This window comes from Propioniciclava tarda, from assembly GCF_900182665.1.
In the GTDB taxonomy this organism is placed as follows: Bacteria; Actinomycetota; Actinomycetes; order Propionibacteriales; family Propionibacteriaceae; genus Propioniciclava; species Propioniciclava tarda.
Genome location: NZ_FXTL01000019.1, coordinates 13,998 through 33,836, shown reverse-complemented (window position 1 = coordinate 33,836; position 19,839 = coordinate 13,998). Strand labels below are relative to the sequence as shown.

17 protein-coding genes and 2 tRNA genes are annotated in these 19,839 nt (G+C 68.9%); 11 read left to right on the top strand and 8 right to left on the bottom strand.

The genetic code is table 11. The annotated features are described in order from the left end of the window. The first annotated feature begins 68 nt into the window (after nucleotides 1-68). On the top strand, nucleotides 69-611 hold the full coding sequence (locus tag FN821_RS12375) for a type IV toxin-antitoxin system AbiEi family antitoxin domain-containing protein (RefSeq protein WP_131171682.1): 543 nt from the start codon (nucleotides 69-71) through the stop codon (nucleotides 609-611). A gap of 95 nt (nucleotides 612-706) precedes the next feature. Beyond that, nucleotides 707-1,438, top strand: coding sequence for a nucleotidyl transferase AbiEii/AbiGii toxin family protein (locus tag FN821_RS12370; RefSeq protein WP_131171683.1), 732 nt, complete (start codon nucleotides 707-709; stop codon nucleotides 1,436-1,438). A 188-nt stretch (nucleotides 1,439-1,626) separates the two neighbouring features. On the opposite strand, the gene FN821_RS12365 is transcribed toward FN821_RS12370, so the two are convergent. Both FN821_RS12365 and orn read right to left on the bottom strand, forming a co-directional pair. Then, nucleotides 1,627-1,702, bottom strand: a tRNA-His gene (locus tag FN821_RS12365). Nucleotides 1,703-1,779: 77 nt separating this feature from the next. Beyond that, entirely contained in the window at nucleotides 1,780-2,406 is a 627-nt protein-coding gene (orn, locus tag FN821_RS12360; protein WP_131171684.1) for an oligoribonuclease, read from the bottom strand. Nucleotides 2,407-2,503: 97 nt separating this feature from the next. Between orn and ppk2 the strand changes: the two genes are divergently transcribed. After that, a complete protein-coding gene (gene ppk2, locus FN821_RS12355; RefSeq protein WP_131171685.1) occupies nucleotides 2,504-3,445 on the top strand; it encodes a polyphosphate kinase 2 in 942 nt (313 codons plus the stop codon). On the opposite strand, the gene FN821_RS12350 is transcribed toward ppk2, so the two are convergent. Next, nucleotides 3,442-4,665, bottom strand: a complete 1,224-nt coding sequence (locus FN821_RS12350) for an MFS transporter (RefSeq protein ID WP_241660118.1) — start codon at nucleotides 4,663-4,665, stop codon at nucleotides 3,442-3,444. The two genes, ppk2 and FN821_RS12350, sit on opposite strands and share 4 nt — an antisense overlap. 71 nt (nucleotides 4,666-4,736) lie before the next feature. Here FN821_RS12350 and FN821_RS12345 point away from each other — a divergent pair. From FN821_RS12345 to FN821_RS12320, 6 genes are all read left to right on the top strand, one after another. Next, nucleotides 4,737-4,809 (top strand) — tRNA-Arg (locus FN821_RS12345). Between the two features lie 122 nt (nucleotides 4,810-4,931). Next, nucleotides 4,932-5,672: a suppressor of fused domain protein gene (locus FN821_RS12340; RefSeq protein WP_131171686.1), complete on the top strand. Its 741-nt coding sequence runs from the start codon at nucleotides 4,932-4,934 to the stop codon at nucleotides 5,670-5,672. Between the two features lie 35 nt (nucleotides 5,673-5,707). After that, nucleotides 5,708-7,141, top strand: a complete 1,434-nt coding sequence (locus FN821_RS12335) for a PrsW family intramembrane metalloprotease (protein ID WP_165489265.1) — start codon at nucleotides 5,708-5,710, stop codon at nucleotides 7,139-7,141. A 12-nt stretch (nucleotides 7,142-7,153) separates the two neighbouring features. Continuing rightward, nucleotides 7,154-9,169: a GTPase domain-containing protein gene (locus FN821_RS12330; protein WP_131171688.1), complete on the top strand. Its 2,016-nt coding sequence runs from the start codon at nucleotides 7,154-7,156 to the stop codon at nucleotides 9,167-9,169. After that, nucleotides 9,162-10,781 carry a GTPase gene (locus FN821_RS12325; protein WP_131171689.1) on the top strand — a complete coding sequence of 540 codons (1,620 nt, stop codon included), beginning with the start codon at nucleotides 9,162-9,164 and terminating at the stop codon, nucleotides 10,779-10,781. The genes FN821_RS12330 and FN821_RS12325 overlap by 8 nt, the downstream gene beginning before the upstream one ends. A gap of 104 nt (nucleotides 10,782-10,885) precedes the next feature. Then, nucleotides 10,886-11,413 (top strand): single-stranded DNA-binding protein, encoded by a 528-nt coding sequence (locus FN821_RS12320; protein ID WP_131171690.1) that lies wholly within the window; start codon nucleotides 10,886-10,888, stop codon nucleotides 11,411-11,413. Nucleotides 11,414-11,718: 305 nt separating this feature from the next. Here FN821_RS12320 and ettA read toward each other — a convergent pair whose 3' ends face one another. Continuing rightward, nucleotides 11,719-13,401 carry an energy-dependent translational throttle protein EttA gene (ettA, locus tag FN821_RS12315; RefSeq protein ID WP_131171691.1) on the bottom strand — a complete coding sequence of 561 codons (1,683 nt, stop codon included), beginning with the start codon at nucleotides 13,399-13,401 and terminating at the stop codon, nucleotides 11,719-11,721. A 131-nt stretch (nucleotides 13,402-13,532) separates the two neighbouring features. Between ettA and FN821_RS12310 the strand changes: the two genes are divergently transcribed. Together FN821_RS12310 and FN821_RS12305 are read left to right on the top strand one after the other, a co-directional pair. Continuing rightward, nucleotides 13,533-14,063 carry a DinB family protein gene (locus tag FN821_RS12310; RefSeq protein WP_131171692.1) on the top strand — a complete coding sequence of 177 codons (531 nt, stop codon included), beginning with the start codon at nucleotides 13,533-13,535 and terminating at the stop codon, nucleotides 14,061-14,063. Between the two features lie 62 nt (nucleotides 14,064-14,125). Continuing rightward, a complete protein-coding gene (locus FN821_RS12305) occupies nucleotides 14,126-14,662 on the top strand; it encodes a DUF308 domain-containing protein (RefSeq protein WP_131171693.1) in 537 nt (178 codons plus the stop codon). A 13-nt stretch (nucleotides 14,663-14,675) separates the two neighbouring features. Here the strand turns inward: FN821_RS12305 and FN821_RS12300 are convergent, their stop codons facing one another. The 4 genes from FN821_RS12300 to xdhA all read right to left on the bottom strand — a co-directional run bounded on the left by FN821_RS12300 (nucleotide 14,676) and on the right by xdhA (nucleotide 19,542). Beyond that, nucleotides 14,676-15,581, bottom strand: coding sequence for an NTP transferase domain-containing protein (locus tag FN821_RS12300; RefSeq protein WP_165489266.1), 906 nt, complete (start codon nucleotides 15,579-15,581; stop codon nucleotides 14,676-14,678). A 121-nt stretch (nucleotides 15,582-15,702) separates the two neighbouring features. Further along, nucleotides 15,703-16,239 carry a xanthine dehydrogenase subunit XdhC gene (gene xdhC, locus FN821_RS12295; protein ID WP_131171695.1) on the bottom strand — a complete coding sequence of 179 codons (537 nt, stop codon included), beginning with the start codon at nucleotides 16,237-16,239 and terminating at the stop codon, nucleotides 15,703-15,705. Further along, nucleotides 16,236-17,135, bottom strand: a complete 900-nt coding sequence (gene xdhB / locus FN821_RS12290) for a xanthine dehydrogenase subunit XdhB (protein ID WP_131171696.1) — start codon at nucleotides 17,133-17,135, stop codon at nucleotides 16,236-16,238. Before xdhB ends, xdhC begins: the two co-directional genes overlap by 4 nt. Then, nucleotides 17,128-19,542: a xanthine dehydrogenase subunit XdhA gene (gene xdhA / locus FN821_RS12285; RefSeq protein WP_131171697.1), complete on the bottom strand. Its 2,415-nt coding sequence runs from the start codon at nucleotides 19,540-19,542 to the stop codon at nucleotides 17,128-17,130. Before xdhA ends, xdhB begins: the two co-directional genes overlap by 8 nt. Nucleotides 19,543-19,839 lie beyond the last annotated feature (297 nt).

Genomic DNA, 19,839 nt, shown 5'->3' with positions numbered 1-19,839 from the left:
GTCTCTGGCCTCGCTCGGCCGCGGTAGTGAACGAGTCACAACGCTACCGTTTTCGGTATAGTTGTGGCATGGCCGCAAAGGTGAAGTACCGGGAGATCGTGCGGGAACTCGCGCTCGATCGGTACGGGTATGTCACCACCAAGGATGCCGTGATCGCGGGCGTCCCCGCGATTGAGCTGCCCAAGCTCGCTGCTCGAGGGGGGCTGCAGAACGTGGCCTACGGCTTGTATCGGGTACCTGACGTTCCGGTGACGGCGCTCGACCAATTCGCGGAGGCCCTGCTGCGAGCGGGTGATGGTGCCTACCTGCACGGCGAGTCGGTGCTGGCTCTGCTCGGGCTGGCGGACGTCAACCCGAGGCGGATCAAGGTCGCCATCCCCAGGCGTGCCCGGTCGAAGCTGCCCTCTTTCATCGAGCTGACCCGGGTGGCGGGTGGCCTGCCGACGACCCTCTACGGGGCCCTGCCTGCCCAGCCGATTGCCGACGCGATCCTGGAGTGCCGCGGACGAATCGAGACCGAACGCCTCCTGGAGGCGGCGAGGCAGGCGCGCGCCGAGGGTTTGCTCACTACGACCGAGTGGCAGCGGGTGTGGAAGGAGCTTCAGTCGTGAGCTACTCGGATCCCCCGGCGAGCGTGCGTTCGCTGGAGCAGCGCATCCGCAACCTCGAAGGTGACGACGGTCTGGCGCTTCGTCGCCGCGTCGGGATGGCGCTGGTCGTGGTGGGCCAGATGCTCCCGGAAGGCGCAATCAAGGGTGGGAGTGCGATGGCGCTGCGCTACGGCAGCGGAACCCGCTTCACCCGGGATCTGGACGCCGCGAGGGTGCAGTCACTGGCCCGGTTCCGCAGCGACTTCGAGGAGTCCTTGGCGACGGGCTGGGCGGGGTTCACCGGACGGCTGATCGAGAAGGCGGCGCCCCGCCCGGCTGGTGTGCCGACCGCCTACGTGATGCAGCCCTTCGACGTGAGGCTCGACTACCGGGGTCGCTCGTGGTGCACGGTCGCCTTCGAACTCGGCCACAACGAACTCGGCGACGCCGACGAACCCGAGTACCAGCTTGCCCCCGATCTCGCCCGCCTGTTCACCGAAGTCGGGCTTCCAGCGCCCGAACCGGTGCCCGTGATGCGCGCCGATCACCAGATCGCACAGAAGCTCCACGCCGCGTCCGAGGATGGCAGCGAGCGTGCGCGCGATCTGGTCGACCTCCAACTCCTCGATCACGGCGAGGAGTTGGACCTGGCCCAGGTCGCCTCGACCTGCACGCGCCTGTTCGAGTACCGACACCGGCAGGAATGGCCGCCGACCATCGTTACCAGGAACCAGTGGGACACCCTCTACGAAGAAGCTGCCGACGGCCTGGACGTGCTCGCCGACGTCGACGAGGCGGTTGGCTGGACCAACGAGTTCATCCAGCGCATCGATGCGGCGCGCAGATAGCGCCGTCCATCGCGTGTCGATTTCGGCGGTTTGGCGGCCCTCACCGCAGCGCCGCAGGGTACTCGTCCGAGAACGCTCCGCGGGCATACGGGCTCGGGTTGGCTCCCCTCAGGGAGGGCCCTTGTTGCACGCATGTTGCACGAGAAAACCCGCCCCAACTATTTTACCTAGTCAGAACGGGTTTCACTTGGGGTGAGTAACGGGACTCGAACCCGCGACATCCTGGACCACAACCAGACGCTCTACCAACTGAGCTATACCCACCATGTGCCGCCGAGGCGACAGCGACGCTGATCTTAGCGAACCTGCGGCGCCGGATGAAATCGTCAGCCCAGCCGGGTTCAGCCCGCGGACGCGACGGTGTGGCCGGTCAGCGCGCCCTGGTGGCGGGCCGCGATCGCCTGCAACTCGGACCCGCCCAGCCCCGGACGCTCCACGAAGATCGCCTCCCGGTAGTAGCGCAGTTCCTCGATCGACTCGCGAATGTCGGCCAGGGCGCGATGCCCGCCCGACTTCGCGGGCGTGTTGAAGAACGCCTTCGGGTACCAGCGCCTCGCCAGCTCTTTGATGGACGACACGTCGACGTTGCGGTAGTGGACGAACGACTCCAACGCCGGCATGTCGCGGGCCAGGAACATCCGGTCGGTGCCGATCGTGTTGCCCGCCAGCGGCGCCTGCCGCGGACCGTTCACGTACCGCCGGACGTAGTCCAGCACCTGCTTCTGCGCCTGTTCCAGCGTCACCCCGGACTCGAACTCCTCGATGAGCCCCGACTTGGTGTGCATCTCTCGCACGAAGTCACCCATGGCCGCCAGCGCGGCGTCCGAAGGCTTGATGACGATGTCGACGCCCTCGCCCAGCACGTTCAGCTCGCCGTCGGTCACCAGCGCCGCTACCTCGACGAGCGCGTCCGTCCCGAGGTCGAGCCCGGTCATCTCGCAGTCGATCCACACCAGCTTGTCGTTCACGGCCGCAACTCTACGGCGTGTCGCGCCTCCCCCCGGACGCCGCAGGTCCCAGGCACTAGGGTGGTCAGACCCGCTGATCAGCCCGGAGGAGCAGACCATGGTCGACGCTGGACACCCCCTGTTGGACCCACTTGAGGTGCCCGGCCAGCGGCAGAACCTGCGTGAGTTCATCGACAGGCTGATCGACGAGGGCTACACCGTCGGTGACGCGCAGACGGCGGACGATGCCGAACTGATCGACCCGGGTGGCCGCGCCGTCGAAACGTGGCGGCAGGACTACCCGTACGACGAGCTCATGCAGCGCGAGGAGTACGAGAGCGAGAAGTACCAGCTGCAGATCGAGCTGTTGAAGCTGCAGTACTGGGGGCAGGACCACGGCCAGAAGCACATCATCGTCTTCGAGGGCCGCGACGCCGCCGGCAAGGGTGGCACGATCAAGCGCTTCACCGAGCATCTCAACCCCCGCGCCGCGCGCGTGGTCGCGCTGAACAAGCCGACCCACACCGAGGCCGGCCAGTGGTACTACCAGCGCTACATCCAGCATTTCCCGACCTCCGGCGAGATGGTCCTGTTCGACCGCTCCTGGTACAACCGGGCCGGCGTCGAGCGGGTCATGGGCTTTTGCACCGACGAGCAGTACGCGCTGTTCATGAAGCAGACCCCCGAGTTCGAGCGGATGATCATCGACTCCGGGACGCACCTGACGAAGTTTTGGTTCTCGGTAACGCAGCGCGAGCAGCGCACCCGGTTCGCGATCCGCCAGATCGATCCCGTGCGGCGCTGGAAGCTGTCGCCCATGGATCTGGAGTCCCTGGACCGCTGGGAGGACTACACCGCCGCCAAGGAGGCGATGTTCGCGGGCACCGACACCGACCACGCGCCCTGGTTCACGATCCGCAGCAACGACAAGAAGCGCGCCCGCATCAACGCCATGCGCGCCTTCCTGAATCAGTTCGACTACGAGGGACGCGACAACTCCGTCGTCTACGATCCCGACCCGTTGATCGTCCGGCTGGGTCGCGACGCGGTCGGCGACTAACCGTCGAGAGTCGATTGGACGCCGTCGCGCACGTCCCCGTCCCTCGGCTTGGCCCAGTACCAGAGCCAGCCGCCGCCCAGCCAGGCAGCCGCGGCGACGGCCAGGCTCGCGGCCATGAGGGGAGCGGTCGCCGCGATCGCGGTCACAAGGAGCGGCCCGGCGGCTTGGCCCAGGCCAGCGGTGAGCCGCCAGCCCGCCAGGAAGCGCGATAGGCCGACCCGTGGCGCTTGATCCGAGCCGAGGGTCATCACCACGCCGGAGCTGATGCCGTTGCCCAGGCCGAGCCCCATGCCGACGGCCATGATGGCGAAGAAGGAGTGGGTGAGCGGCAGGAGCGCGTAGCTGATCCCCATGATCACCATGGCCGGCAGGGCGACCCAGCGCCGCCCGAAGCGGTCCATCAGCGAGCCGCCGACGTAGAACAGCAGCATGTCGACGCCAGACGACGCGGCGTAGATGAGGCTCGTCTCGGCGGGATGCAAGCCTGCGGCGTCCGACCAGAGCGGCAGCAGGCCATCGCGCGCGGTCCGCACCAGGTTGAGGGCGGCGGCCCCCAGGCCGACTGTCAAGAAGACGCGCGCGTGCCGACGCAGGATGGACCAGGTGGTCACGCTCGCTCCCTCCGCTGCGGAAACTGCCTTGTCGGACGGCAGTTCGGGCAGGCCAAGGGTGATCAGAGCCGCTGCGATGCTCGTAACGGTGGCCGCGAGGTAGGCGGCCTTGATGTCCCACACGGACACCACGGCGGCACCCATGAGCGGCCCGACGAAGGATCCCATCCGGAACACCCCGCCCAGGGTCGACAGCGAACGAGCGCGGAACTCGAAGGGCACGGCCACGGTCAGGTAGCCCTGGCGAGCCAGCCCGAACACCGCACCCGAGACACCCGCACCGAAGGCAGCAAGCATCAGCAAGGGGACCGTGGGGGCGAAGAAGGCGCCCATCAGGCAGGCCGCGTCCATCAAGCAGGCGCCGATGATCGCTCGCTTCTCCCCGAATCGATCTGCCAGTGCACCGCCGGGGAGGGCGCCGACCAGTCCGCCGAGCCCCATCACGGCCACCACGGACGCGGCTTCGGCGACGGACGCGCCCAACGCGCGGGCAGTCAACGGCAGCAGCGGGATGACGGCGCTGAAACCGATCATGGAGACGAGCGTCGGCAGGTAGGCGGAGATGGCCAGACGGCGCCACTGCGCTCTCGTCAGTCCGTCGGATTCCACCCGGGCGACGCTACACCGGGGACGCCGACGCGTTCGTCGCGTTCGGGCTGGCCCTACAATCGTGCCCACCGGCCCTCGTAGCTCAGGGGATAGAGCAGCAGCCTTCTAATCTGTCGCGCGGAGGTTCGAATCCTCCCGGGGGCGCCGAAGAACACCTAGTCAACAACCATCTAGGGGCACTCGTCCGGCTGAGCTGATCGGCCACGCTATCCGCCCGAGGCGGCCTGGGAAATCACCTGGTCTCCATGCCCTCTACGATCTGCACCATGACTGAACCCGATGACACCGCAGCCGACGGCGTCCTGGACCCAGAGTTCTACGGCGACAAGGTCGCCGAGCGGTCCGCACAGCCGGACGCCGAACTGTCCGACGACTTCTCGCTGTACCTGTGGCGGCACGCCTGGGGTGACTGGTCGGTCCGGGTTTTCGATGTCGAGGACATCCAGGGCGTGCCGACCGATGAGCCGGCGCCCCGCATCGTCCGGGTCCGGGACGCGCCCTCGCCGGGCCTCACCACCTTCGCGACGCTGACGAAGAGCCGGTTTGCCGACGTGGACGGCCGCACCGCGCCGAACATGAACGGGGTCGAGGTGCCGATTCACGACGAGTACTCGCTCATCGTTCAGCGAGAGTTCGAGGCGCAGGGGCTGGCGGCCCTGAAGTTCATGCTGACGTCGCTCTACGCGGCGGGGGCGTCCATTCCGCAGGGCACGTCCGGCGGCCCCGTCTTCACGCACGAGGCACTCGGCACCAGCGTCAACGCGTCGCACATGATCGTGGTCGAGAACATCTACGGGTTCGGCCATCAGCCCATGCGCGACCGCGTGCTCGAGATGCTGCAGCTGCTGCCCATCACCCCGGACGAGGAGCAGTACGCGGCGGATCACGGCTACAGCGGCATCATCGGCGCGCTCAACGGACGGCTCTTCGACCCGGCCGACCTGCAGCGGGAGTCGATCGTCCGGAAGGGCCCCCGCGGCACCTGGGAAGCCACGGTCGAGCTCTGACGGTCGCCCTGGAGTCGACCGGTACCCTGATGGCCATGTCGTCCAAGGTTGCGTTGCACGAGCGCAGGCAAAACGGCCTGCCATCGACGCGCACCTCCACCGGCCCGCTGGGCAAGCGCATCCTGCTGAACCGCTGGACCTGGGTCTTCGTCCTGATGACCCTCGTCTACGCGGGCTGCCTGCTGTTTCAGTACCGCATGGTCACGGCCCCGGTGAAGATCGAGGGCGGCGAGGTCGAGGGCATCAACTTCTCGGCCGTCCGGGACGCCGCCAAACTCGCCTTCCCCACGCTGCTGTTCTGGATCGTGGCGTACGCCTGGCTGGACCGCTTCCGGCCCCAGCGTCCGCTGGTTTGGTGGCTCGCGCTCGGCTGGGGCGGCTCGGTGGCGACGGCCATGTCCATCGTGATCAACACCTGGGCGGCGCTCGAGATGCAGGTCACCGGTGGGGCTGATCCGTCCCAGGGCGCTCGCTCGGCGATCTTCGTCGCCCCGTTCGTCGAGGAGGCGGCGAAGGCGTCCGTGCTGTTCGGCATCGCGATCGCGTACCGCTACCGCCTGGTCTCCAAGGTGTCGGGGATCGTCCTGGCCGGCCTGTCGGCGGCGGGATTCGCCTTCACCGAGAACATCATCTACTACGCCCGGGCCATCGTCTTCACCTCGACGACCATCAGCGCGGGCGACCCGGACCAGGCCATCAACACGCTCGTCATGCTGCGCGGCGTCTGGCTGGCGTTCGGCCACCCCCTGTTCACGACCATGACCGGCATCGGCGTCCTGGTAGCCGTCCGGACGCCCAGCAAGGTCGTCCGCGTGCTCGCACCGCTGGTGGGCTACCTCGCAGCCTCGTTGCTGCACATGGCGTTCAACACCGCGGCCACGTTCTTCAGCGCCGGGTCTCAGGGGGTGTTCCTTTACTTCCTGGTCATCATCCCGCTGGTCCTGGCCGTCGTCATCTGGATCCTCCGTCAGCTCATCGTCGAAAGCCGGCGCCACCGGGATCGCCTCGCTGACTTCGTCCGGATGGGCTGGCTCACGGACGCCGACGCGTACGTCTTCTCGCGCCAGCGCAGCCGCACTCGCGCCGCCTTGATCGCGGCCACCCGCGGCTGGGCGTGCCTCGTTGCGACCCTGCGACTCCAACACGCCGTGACCGAGCTCGTCTACCTCCGCGACGCTCAGGTCCGCGGCACGGTGGACGCCGCGGGCGACGTCCGCGCTCACGAGCTCCTGGCGCAGATCCGGCAGTTGAAGGCCACCGCGGTCTCGGACCCGCGGGGCCGCCGCCTCAACCTGCCCGATGTGAGGGCCCTCGGCGCCCGGCTGCGTGCGCTCGCGGGGCAGCTGCCCTGGCGGCGCCGCGCCACAGTTCCCCCGCAGGCGGGGCCCTACTCCGGAGGCACCCCGGCGCCAGTAGGATCACCCGCGTACTCACCGGTTGACCCGCGGTGGGGGCCGCCGACGTCCTAGGAGCAGTCTTCGATGAGCACAGCCACCCTTGTGGAGTCGTTGACGCAACTGCGCCAGGCGCTCGCCGGCGTCCGGCTGCCGCTGACGCTGCCCGGCAGCGCCGAGGCTGACAAGTCCGCGCGCGAGATGGTCGCGCAGCTGGACGACTACATCCTGCCGCGCCTGGACCGCCTGGACGCCCCGCTGCTCGCCGTCATCGGTGGCTCGACCGGGGCGGGCAAGTCGACGCTGGTCAACTCGCTCATCGGACGCGTGGTCTCGCGTCCGGGCGTGATCCGTCCGACGACGCGCAGCCCAGTCCTGGTGCACAACCCGGCCGACCTCGACTTCTTCTCGTCCGATCGCGTCCTGCCCGGGCTCGCCCGGTCGTTCGATCAGGCCAACGACAGCTCGACCCTGCAGCTCGTCGCCGAGCCCACGCTGCCGCAGGGGCTGGCCTTGCTGGACGCCCCCGACGTCGACTCGGTCGTCAGCGAGAACCGCGCGCTGGCGTCCCAGCTGCTCGCGGCCGCGGACCTGTGGCTGTTCGTCACGACGGCCGCCCGCTACGCCGACGCCGTGCCCTGGGAGTACCTGCAGGCGGCGGCCGAGCGGTCGGCCGCGGTGGCGGTCGTCCTGCAGCGCGTGCCGCCGGCCGCGATGCACGAGGTGCCGAGCCATCTCGGACGCCTGATGCTCGAGCGCGGCCTCGGCAACTCGCCCCTCTTCGCGGTGCCGGAGACCACCACGGACGCCGCCGGGCTCCTGCCGGACGCTGCCGTGACCCCGATCCGCGACTGGCTGGCCACGCTGGCCGCCGACAAGGCGAGTCGGCAGGCCGTCGTGATGCAGACCCTGGACGGCGCGATCGGCTCGTTGACCGCCCGGACGCCGGCCGTCGTGGAAGCGCTGCAGAGCCAATCTTCCTCCACCGCACAGCTGTGGAGCGACGCCAAGGCGTCGTACGCGGAGGCGTCCAGGACGATGGCGGTCCAGACCGCCGACGGGACGCTGCTGCGCGGGGAGGTGCTGTCGCGCTGGCAAGACTTCGTCGGCACCGGCGAGTTCATGCGCGGCGTCGAGCAGAAGATCGGCTGGCTGCGCGACCGCATCTTCGCCGCGATTCGTGGCGAGGCGCAGAAGGCCGAGGACGCCAAGGTCGCGGTTCAGTCCGGGCTCGAGGTGCTCCTGCGCGAGGAGGGCGACGCCGCCGCCGAGCGCGTCGAGAACGCCTGGATGGCCAATCCGGCGGGACGCCAAGTTCTGCAGCGCACGCGGACGGACCTCTCGCGGGCGTCCGTGGACTACCCGTCCGCGGTCGCGAAGGTCATCCGGGACTGGCAGGGCGACGTCCTGGAGCTCGTCTCGGTCGAGGGGGCCGACAAGAAGACCGGCGCGCGCATCATGGCGTTCGGCGTCAACGGCGTGGGCCTTGCGCTGATGATGATCGTCTTCCTGAACACCGGCGGCCTGACCGGCGCCGAGGTCGGCATCGCGGGCGGCACCGTCGTACTGGCCCAGCGCTTCCTGGAGGCGATCTTCGGCGAGGACGGCGTCCGACGGATGGCCAAGACGGCCAGGGACGCCCTGGACGCCCGCGTCGACGCGCTGATGGCCAACGAACTCAGCCGGTACCAGTCGGCGCTGGACGCCGTCGGACTGGAATCCGGACGCGACGTGAGCCTGCAATCGGCCCTCGACCGGCTACGGTCGGAGCGGGCCGACGATGGCGCTCTGGCCGCTGCGCCACGCCTGCCGGCGCTGGAGGGTGCTCCGGAGGAGCGTGCCCCCGAGCCAGCCTCCGAAACCCCGGCGATCGCTGCGCCCGTGGCCGACGTCGTGGTGCCGGCGGCGATCGAGGCTGGGTTGCCGTCCGGCGCTGCCGAGGTGACCACCCAACCCAGGCTCGGAGCAGGCGGCATCGTCTTCCCCTCGGACGCCCCCGCCGAGCGGGGCACGTTCGGAGTCGTCCCGGCGGAGGCCGTCGAGGGCACCATCATCGACGTGGACGACCCCCAGGGCGTCCGAGTGGAGCGGGCAGATGGCTGAGCAGCAGACCCTGGCAACGCGCATGCGGGCGCTCGGCGAGGCCGTCGAGCTGAGCCGTGGCCGGGCCCCCGAGGACGTCGTCGCTGCGGCGTCCGACGTCGTCAAACGCGCGGGGGAGCGGATCGCGATCTCCGGCGACCACACCGTGGTCGCGATCGCGGGGGCGACGGGCTCGGGGAAGTCGGCGACCTTCAACGCCCTCACCGGCACCCAGCTCGCCAAGTCGGGGGTGACCCGGCCCACGACCTCTGACCCGATGGCCTGCTGCTGGGGCTCGGAGCTGCCCACCAAGCTGCTCGACTGGCTGGACGTGCCGAGGCGGCACCTCATCCCGACCGCCGACGGCCCCATGACCAACCTGGTCCTGATCGACCTGCCCGACCACGACTCGACCGAGAAGACGCACCGGATGACGGTCGACCGCATGGTCCCGCTGGTGGACATGCTGATCTGGATTGTCGACCCGCAGAAGTACGCGGACGCCGCCCTCCACGACGGCTACCTCAAGCCGCTCGCCCCCTACGCGGACGTGATGGTGGTGGTCCTGAACCAGGCCGACCGCCTCGCGCCCGAGCAGCTGACCAAGGCCCTGACCGACCTGCGAGCGCTCCTGGACCGCGAGGGCCTCGCGAAGTCGCCGGTGATGGCCATGTCCGCGCTGACGGGGATGGGGGTCAAAGACGTACGCGCCCTCCTCGAAACGGTCGTCCGCGACAAGACGATGACGGCGAAGCGGTTCGCCACCGACGTCACCGAGCGGGCCAACGCCCTGGGCGCCACGCTGGGTGATCAGCGCCTGCCCAAGCTCGACGATGCCGTCGCTGACGAGCTCAACGAGGCGCTGGGGACGGCGTCCGGCGTGCCGATCGTCGAGCGGGGCGTCCTGGAGGCGTGGCGCTACCGGGGCACGCTGGCGACCGGCTGGCCCGTCCTGAAGTGGCTCAAGCGGTTCAAGCCTGATCCGTTGAAGATGCTCAAAGTCGGTTTCCCCACGCTCCAGCTGCCCGGTGCATCCGCGGCGGATCCGGGGGACACGACGGCGCGCACCTCGTTGCCCAAGGCAACGCCCGTCCAGAAGGCGGCGATGGACGCCGCGCTGCGCAAGCTCATCGACCAGGCCACGGCCGGCCTGCCCCGAGGCTGGATCGACTCGATCAGGACGGCCGCGCGCGGCGGGGAGCGCGTGCTGGCGGATCGGCTCGACGGCGCGATCGCGTCCGCGGACCTCAGCCTCAAGTCCGGCACGGGCTGGTGGTGGTTCGTGGACGTGCTGCAGTGGCTGCTCTTCGCCGCGGCGCTGACCGGGCTGGTGTGGCTGGCGCTGCCGCTGGCCTTCGTCTTCTTCCAGCTGCCGATCGCCTTGCCCCACGTGACCTTCTGGGGCTGGCCAGCGCCCACGGTGTTGGTGGCGCTCGGCGTGGCCGGGGGACTGGTCCTGGCGGGCATCAGCCGCATCGGCGTCGAGATCGGCGCCAGATTCAAGGCGCGGGCGGCCAGGGGCATCCTGATGGAGCGCATCGCCCGCGTGACCAGCACCGACGTGCTGGCCCCCGTCCAGGCCGAGCTGGATCGGCTCGCCGGTGCGCGCGAGGCGGTCAAACGCGCTCGATAGGACACGCGGCGGCAGGGAGTTATCCACAGATTTGCCGATCGTGAAAGAAATCGGCACTTCGCGCCCAATGTGTGGTCGACAGACCTCACGAAAAGGGAGTGGAGATGGACTGCAATGTGACGATCACCGGCAACGTCGGCTCGCCGGTCAACTTCAAGTCGGGCGAGACCAACGGCCGCAAGTGGCAGCGGGCCGAGTTCCGGGTGGCGAGCACCCGGCGCATGCGGCGCGCGGACGGTTCCTGGGGTGACGCCGGCACGACCTGGATCACCGTTCAGGCCTGGGGCACCCTGGCGGACGGCATCCGGGGCAGCGTCGACAAGGGCGATCCCGTCCTGGTCGCTGGCCGCCTCCGCACCGACGAGTGGGTCGACACCAACGGCGAGGTGCAGTCGCGCTTGATGATGGTGGCGGACGCCGTCGGTCACGACCTCAGCCGTGGGCGCACCGCGTTCCGTCGTAACGCGCCCATTGCGGTTCCGGAGCCGACCACGGAGGCAGGGGCGGAGGCTGTGGGGATGGCGTCCTCTGTGTCGACGCCGGACAACGTGGTTCGGGTGCTGGAGACCGGCGAGCCCACGGACGAGCTCGAGGAGCTGGACGACGAGTACGACTACGTCGCGGTGGGCTGAGGACGGTGCCTGCCGCAACCTCGGTGGGTCAGCGGGCGTTGAGGCTGGCGACTGACTCTTCGGCCAGTGTTGCCAGGAAGGCATCCTGCGCTGCCGCCAACGCGGCCCGCAGTGGACAGCCATGGTCCAGCAGCGGGCACGGCGGCTCGGTGTGCGCTCTCGGGGCGGCGCGTGGAGCTTCTCCACGCTGTTCGAGTGTTCTTTGGAGTACATGCGAGACCCCGAGCTGGCGCCCGTCCAGGGCCAGCAGACGCAGAACGCCGCCGCGAGAAAGGGTCTCGCGGCGGCGTCCGGCTTGCTGAAACTCAGTCGCGCGTGAGGCGACGGTGCTTGGAGGCGTGGGGGCGGGCGGCCTCCGCGCCGAGACGGGCCAGCTTGTTCTCTTCGTAGTCGGCGAAGTTGCCCTCGAACCAGAACCAGTTGGCTTCGTCGGCGTCCGAGCCCTCCCAGGCGAGGATGTGCGTGGCGACGCGGTCCAGGAACCAGCGATCGTGGGAGATCACGACGGCGCAGCCCGGGAACTCGAGCAGCGCGTCTTCCAGCGACTGCAGCGTCTCGACGTCGAGGTCGTTGGTGGGCTCATCGAGCAGCAACACGTTGCCGCCCTGCTTGAGCGTCATCGCCAGGTTGAGCCGGTTCCGCTCGCCGCCGGAGAGGACGCCGGCCAGCTTCTGCTGGTCCGGGCCCTTGAAGCCGAAGGACGCCACGTAGGCCCGCGACGCCATCTCGAAGTTGCCGACCTTGATGAAGTCGAGGCCGTCCGAGACGACCTCCCAGACGTTCTTCGCCGCGTCGATGCCGGCTCGGCCCTGGTCCACGTAGCTGAACTGGACGGTCTTGCCGACCTTCAGCTCGCCCGAGTCCGGCGTCTCCTCGCCGACGATCATCTTGAACAGCGTCGTCTTGCCGACACCGTTCGGTCCGATGATGCCCACGATGCCGGCGCGGGGGAGCGTGAACGACAGGCCGTCGATCAGCACGCGGTCGCCGAAGCCCTTGGTCAGCTTGACCGCCTCCAGCACGTCCGAGCCCAGGCGGGGACCCGGCGGGATGTTGATCTCGGCCGGATCGATCGCGCGGTTGCGCTCGGCCTCGGCCGCCAGTTCCTCGTAGCGGGAGAGGCGGGCGCGGTTCTTGGCCTGACGTGCCTTCGGGTTGGCGCGGACCCACTCCAGCTCGCGCTCCAGGATCTTGGCGCGCTTGGCGTCCTTCTTGCCCTCGATCTGCAGGCGCGAGCGCTTGGTCTCGAGGTAGGTGGAGTAGTTGCCCTCGTAGGGGTGCAGCTTGGTGCGGTCGATCTCGCAGATCCACTCGGCCACGTTGTCCAGGAAGTAGCGATCGTGGGTCACGGCCAGCACGGCGCCGGGGTAGGTCTTGAGGTGGCCTTCCAGCCAGTTCACGCTCTCGGCGTCCAGGTGGTTGGTGGGCTCGTCCAGCAGCAGCAGGTCGGGCTGCTCCAACAGCAGCTTGCACAGGGCGACGCGGCGGCGCTCACCGCCCGACAGCACCTTGACGGGGGTCTCCGGCGGCGGGCACTGCAGGGCGTCCATCGCCTGCTGCAGCTGGGACTCCAGCTCCCACGCGTTGTGGTGGTCCAGGTAGTCCTGCAGCTCGCCCATCTCGGCGAGGAGCTTGTCGTAGTCGGCGTCCGGCTCGGCCATCTCCATGCCGATGGCGTTGAAGCGGTCGAGCTTGCCCTTGGTCTGCGCGACGGCCTCCTCGATGTTCTCCATCACCGTCTTGTCCTCGCTCAGCGGGGGCTCCTGCTGCAGCATGCCGACGGTGGCGCCCTTCTTGAGCATCGCCTCGCCGTTGTTCGGCTTCTCGAGCCCGGCCATGACCTTCAGCAGCGTCGACTTACCGGCCCCGTTCGGGCCGACCACGCCGATCTTGGCGCCCTCGTAGAAGGACAGCGTCACGTTGTCCAAGATGAGCTTTTCGCCCAGCTTCTTGCGGACGTTGTGCATCGTGAACACGAACTCGGGCATGCGGCACACCTTACGAACGGAGGAGTTGAGAGACGGCGTCGGACGCCTCAGGCGTCGGCTCGCCATCTTAGCCGTGAGCCGTCCGGACGCCGAATGTGGACCGATCTGCCGAGGACGCCTACCGTCGGGGCATGACCACCTCACCGGAAGCCATCGTCCCCGAGAGCAAGGACTGGACCTACGTCATCACTGACGGCTGCGCCGAGTGCGGCTTCAAGCCCACCGTGGCGCCGCTCACCGGCGCGCTGTTGCGGGCGACGATCCCGGCCTGGCGGGCCGCGCTGGCCGATCCCGAGGCGAGGACGCGCCCGGCCGCGACGGTGTGGTCGCCCGTCGAGTACGCGTGCCACGTCCGGGACACCTGCCGGATCTTCCGCGAGCGGCTCGGGCGGATGCTCACCGAGGACGACCCCCGGTTCGCCAACTGGGATCAGGACGCGACCGCGATCGCCGACGACTACTTCCACGCTGACCCCGCTGTCGTGATCGCTCAGCTCGAGCGCGAGGCCGAGGCGACGGCGTCCGCCTTCGACGCGGTGGCCGGGGCGCAGTGGCGCCGTCCGGGACGACGCAGCGACGGAGCGTCCTTCACCGTCGAGACCTTCGCCGTCTACTTTCTGCACGACGTGGTCCATCACGTCCACGACGTCGCGCGGCGGTGAGCCGCGCGTCGGCGTCCGTGTGTCGAAGGCCCTGGACGCCTCGGCGGCCGTAGCGTGAGCGCGTGACCACGCGCCGTCAGTCCTCGCTGTCGCCCAGCGCGACCGACGTCCTGCTGGGGCTGTTGCTCGTCGCCGCGGGACTCGTCCTGCTAGGCGGGATCTACCTCAAGGCCATCCCGTCGATGGCGGCGCTGAGCGCCTTCGTCGGAGTTGCCGGGCTCGTCGGGATCGCCGGCGCCGTCGTGGGGCGGACCTCGCCGGGCTTCTTCTCCGAAGTCGTGTCAGGCGCGCTGCTCACGGTGCTCGGGCTGGTGTTCATCCGGTTCCCCGACAGCCCGGTCGCGACGCTGCAGTTGGTAGCCGGCGCCTTCTTCGCGGTGAACGGCATCATCCGGCTGGCGTCCGCGACGGAGTACCCGTCGTTGCGCGGCCTCATGCTCGTCAGTGGAGCCGGATCGCTCGCGCTCGCAGCGGCGGTCTTCTCGGACGCCGTCAAGCCGGGCTTCCTCGCGCTCGGCACGCTGATCGCGGTGGAGTTGCTGATCGACGGAATCAGCGCCCTCGTCATCGGACGCCAGCAGCACCCGTCTCGGCGTTAGGGCGCGAGCACGGTCAGCGGCGTGGGGCGTCCGGCTTGACCATCATGGGCGACAGACTGTCCCAGAACTCCTGGAAGCCCGCGTTGACGGCCCCCAGCACCCGCTCGTTGTAGGCGTCGAAGGCGGCGATCAGCCGGCGTCCCTCGTCGCTGACGTGGGTCTTGCCGCCGCGATGGCCGCCCTGGGACCGGTTCACCACCAGGAAGCCCAGGTCGGCCTCCAGGTCGTTGATCATCCGCCAGGCGCGGGTCAGCGACAGCGACATCGAGCGGCAGGCCCCCGAGACGGAGTGGGTCTCGTCGATCAGCTTCAGCAGCAGATGGGTCCGGGCGTCGAAGACCGTGCGCGCCTTCCGGATCGACAGGCTGCAGGATGCCTGGATCAGGCTGTCGTCCGCGGCGGGCAGGAGGCGCTGGGCGTCCGACATGTCGTGAACGGTGAACCGGACGCCCGCGTCGTTGACGTCGATCCACCGCCGGTCCGCCGTCGTGGTGCGGATGAACCCTGCAAGCCCGTCGGGGCCCTGATGGGCGACGACCTCGGGGGCGAGGGCGTCCGACACCAGAATGGGGTGGCCGGAGCGCCCGCCGAACGACGGGATGACGATGTCGCCCGCGGTCGCCATCATCGCCTCGAGGGTCGAGTGCTTGTAGAGCGGGGCGTTCACCGGGGTCAGGAAGACGCGATCACAGCGCCCGCGCAGGTAGTTGAGCCCGATCCGGAAGGACTCCATCAGCTCGGGGTCCTCGTAATCGGCCAGCTGCAGGAAGATGACGCCCTTGCCCGTCAGCTCGGCCTTGATCTCCGGGTCCTCGAAGCCGGTGATGACGACGATGTTGCGGACGCCCGCCTTGTGATAGGTCAGCGTCAGCCGCTGGATGTTGGTGATCCCGCCCAGCTTGATGATGGGACGAGCCACGCGGTGGCTCGCCGCAGCAATGATCGCGCCAACTGTCATGGTTCACCCCCGTTCGTGCCTCGTTGCAGTCTCGTGGCGCGCCAGCGTAATGAAGAGCGCGTCCCGAGGGAATGGGCGGGCGTCAGCGGGTGACGGCGTCCCAGAACTCGGAGCTGCCGATGTGCGCCTGGGTCTGGTGCCGCTCTTGGGCCAACTCAACGGCGTTGAGGATGTTCTGGTAGCCCGTGCAGCGGCACAGGTGCCCCGCCAGCTCGGTGCGCAACTCGTCACGCGTGTAGGTCTGCCCGGAGTCGAGGAGCTCCGTCGTCGTCAGCAGCAGCCCAGGCGTGCAGAAGCCGCACTGGACCGCGGTCGCGTCCACGAAGGCCTGCTGCGCGATGCTCAGCGTCCCGTCGGCGTCCGCGAGGCCCTCGGTGGTCACCAGGTCCTTGCCGTCCACCCAGACGGCCAGGTAGATGCAGGAGTCGATCGCGATGCCGTCGATCAGGACGGAGCACGCGCCGCACTCGCCGACCTCGCAGCCCTTCTTGACCGACGTCAGCCCGAGCTCGTCGCGTAGGAGGTCGGACAGGCTGGAGCGCACGTCGACCGACCGGGTCGTCGGGCGTCCGTTGATGGTGAAGGAGATGTTCCGGAAGGCTTCGGCGGTCTTGGTCATTTCGAGCTCGATTCGATGAGGCGTCCGCCTGCGCGGGTGATGGACTTGACGAGGCAGCGCCGGGCGATCTCGGCGAGCATGTGCTCGCGGAAGGCCTTGCCGGCGCGCCAGCTGTCCCGGGCCCTGGTGTCGGACAGGGCGGCCGTGGCGGCGGCATTCACCGTGGCCATCGAGACCGGCTTGCCGCGCAGCTCCGCTTCGCCGTGCGGGGCCCGGATCGGGGTCGGGGCGGCGACGCCGAACGCGATGCGGCCTTCCTCGATCGTGCTGTGGTCGGCCGACAGCTTGACCACCGTCGAGCAGTTGACGGTCGCGATGTCCATCGCGTTGCGCATCGCGTACTTGTGATAGGCGCCGAAGCAGCCCTCGTACGACTCGCGCCGGATCAGGATGCCCGTCACGAGCTCGCCCGGACGCAGGTCCACCTTGCCGGCGGTGATGTAGAACTCCGGGATGGGGACGACCCGGACGCCGTCGGCGGAGCGCAGCTCCATCTGCGCGTCCCAGGCGTAGCAGGTCGAGGCGGAGTCGGCCGACGGGACGCCGTTGCACAGGTTGCCGCCGATGGTGCCGATGTTGCGCACCTGGGGGCCGCCGATCGTCAAGACGGCGTGGGCTAGCGAGGGGATGTGGGTGCGGACGATCTCGTGGCGCGCGACCGTGGCGAAGTTCACCAACGGGCCGATCCGAATGGTGCCGTCGTCGTCCAGCGTGATCTGCCGCAGCTCGTCCAGGCCGAAGATCGAGACCCACTCCAGGCCAAGCAGGTGGCCGTCGCGGAGCTTCACCAGGTTGTCGGAGCCGCCCGCCATGACGCGGGCCTCGGGGCGCTCCTTGAGCAGTTCGAGCGCCTCCTCGACCGTGTCGGGGATGTACAACGCCTTGAGATCAAACATGGAGCGACTCTCCGATCAGGCCCGTTTCGGTGAAGCGGGCGAACAGTTGGTGGGGGGTCATGGGCGCGTGGTACAGCGGGACGCCCGTGGCCTGCAGGATGGCGTTGCGAATGGCCGGTGCAGGCGAACACGTCGGCGGCTCGCCCAGAGCCTTGGTGCCGAAGGCGCTCGTCGGCTCGGGGTTCTCGATGAACATGGCCTCGAGATCCGGATGGTCGACCGTCGTGCACAGCTTGTAGTCGAGCAGGTTGTTGTTGAGCGGCTTGCCGTTGCGCGGATCGAACAGCAGCTCCTCTTGCAGGGCCAGACCGATCGACATCGACTGGCCGCCGTGCACCTGCCCCTCGGCGAGCGCCGGGTTGATCAGCGTGCCGCAGTCGTGGACGTTCAGCAGCCGGACGACGCGCGCCTGGCAGAGATCGACGTCGACCTCGACCTCGGCGAAGCTGCAGCCGAAGCTGTAGGCGTTCGTCTTGATCTGGTAGGTCGACTCGGCCGCGATGTGCTCGGAGTGCTTCATCGAGTAGAGCACCTCGGTGGCCAGCTCCTTCAGCGTCATCAGTTCGCGTCCGTCGGTCGTGCGGACGATGCGTCCACCGACGAGGTCGAGCTGGGCGACCGGCATGTTGGTCAGCTCGTGGGCGTGGGCCAGGATCTTCTCGCGCAGCAGGTTGGCCGTCTGGCGGATCGTGAAGCCCGCGACGTAGGTCTGCCGGGACGCGTACGCGCCGGTGCCGAACGGGGCCACGTCGGTGTCCTGGGTGGAGACCACGTGCACGTCGGAGAACGGGACGCCGACGGCGTCCGCTGTCATCTGCGAGAACACGGTGTCGCCGCCCTGCCCGATCTCGGTCTCGCCGAGCGACAGGCTGACGCTGCCGTCCTCGTTCAGGACCATGCGGCTCGCGGAGGACTCCAGCGCGATCGGCCAGACGCCGGTGTTGTACCAGAAGGACGCCACGCCGGCTCCGCGCCGGATGCGGGCCGCCGGGTCCTGCGCTTCGCACTCGGCGTGCAGCTGCCGGAAGCCGAACGCCTCGGCGCCGGCGAGCAGCGTCTGCCGCGGGCTGTCGAAGTAGTTCTCGTTGCCGCTGAACTTGTTGACGTGGCCGTCCGCCATGATCATCTTCAGCCGGTAATCGAGCGGGTCGAAGCCGAACTGGCGGCAGATGTCGTCGATGTGGCCCTCGCCGGCCCACATGGCCTGCGGGATGCCGTAGCCGCGCATCGCGCCGGACGTCGGCTTGTTCGTGTACACCGTCCAGGTGTCGCCTTCGACGTTGGGGCACTGGTACAGCTCGTGGAAGCAGTTCATCGCCTTGGCGGCGATCGAGTGGCCGTGCGAGGCGTAGCCGCCCTGGTCGGAGTAGCTCTCGTACTTGCGGGCCGCGAACGTGCCGTCGGGGCGCAGCCAGGACGTCACCTTGATCTGCATGGCGTGCCGGACGCGCTGGCTCACGAACGTCTCTTCGCGGGTGGTGTCGAGCTTCACTGCGCGGCCGCCGACCTGCAGGCACACCCAGGCGCACAGGGGCTCGGAGAGCACGTCCTGCTTGTTGCCGAAGCCGCCGCCGATGTAAGGCTTCACGACCCGAACCTTGCCCCAGCCGATGCCCAACGCCTGCCCGACGACGCGGCGGACGATGTGCGGGATCTGCGTCGACGTGGTGACGGTGATGCGGTCGCCCTGCGCCTCGGCGAAGCAGATGGCGTTCTCGATGTGGCAGTGCTGGACGGTGCCGGTGTCGTAGGTGCCCTCGACCTTGATCAGGCCAGGCTCCTTGATGGCCTCGGCGTAGTTGCCGACCGACAGGCGCGAGTGGGCGAGGACGTTGCCGGGGTAGTCCTCCTGGATCGTGGCCATGCCCTCGGCCATCGAGTCCAACGGGTTGAGCGCGAACGGCAGCTCGTCGTAGGTCGCTGTGAGCGCGGCGACGCCGGCCTTGGCGGCCAGCTCGGTCTCGGCGACGACGACGGCGATCTCGTCGCCCCAGTAGCGGACGTGGCGGTTCAACAACAGGCGGTCGGAGACGTCCTGGTGGCTGGGATCGGTCGACCACGGGTGCCCCGCGGTCGGGAAGGGGCGGTCGGGGACGTCGAAGCAGGTGAGGACCTTGACCACACCCGGGATCGCCTCGGCGTACGAGGTGTCGATCGCGGTGACGTAGCCGTGAGCGATGGTCGAGTGCATGACCTTGATCCACAGCGCGTTGCGGGGGCACAGATCGTCGGTGTACTTGGCGCGACCGAGCACCTTGTCGCGGGCGTCGACGCGGGTAACGCTCTGGCCCACGGCGGGCGCGTCGCCGGACTCGAGGTCCTCGGCGTACAGGGCGTCGAGTGGGTGGGCGATCGTGGCGCTATCCGGCTCAACGATCGTCGCGGCTGGGTGCGATACGGGTGTCATGTCAGCCCCTTTGGTCAAACTTGCTCACCGGACCAGTCGTCCAGGTCGCCGCAGACGGGTCATCGCTGACTCCGATGCTGCTTCGCGCTCACTCTACACAGAGCCGGATGGTTCATAACCGGGTCGCGCAAGTACCACCTTGTTGGCATTTGGACGCCGCCGGCGCGGCGTCCGTCATTCGCGTCTTGACTACGCCGGGAGGTCCGGCCCGGCGGCGAACGGGCGCCGAGGGCGGGCGTTGGAGCGCCATTGTCGAGGAGCTTTTCGGTGCACCGCGGGCATTTGCAAATAGAAGTC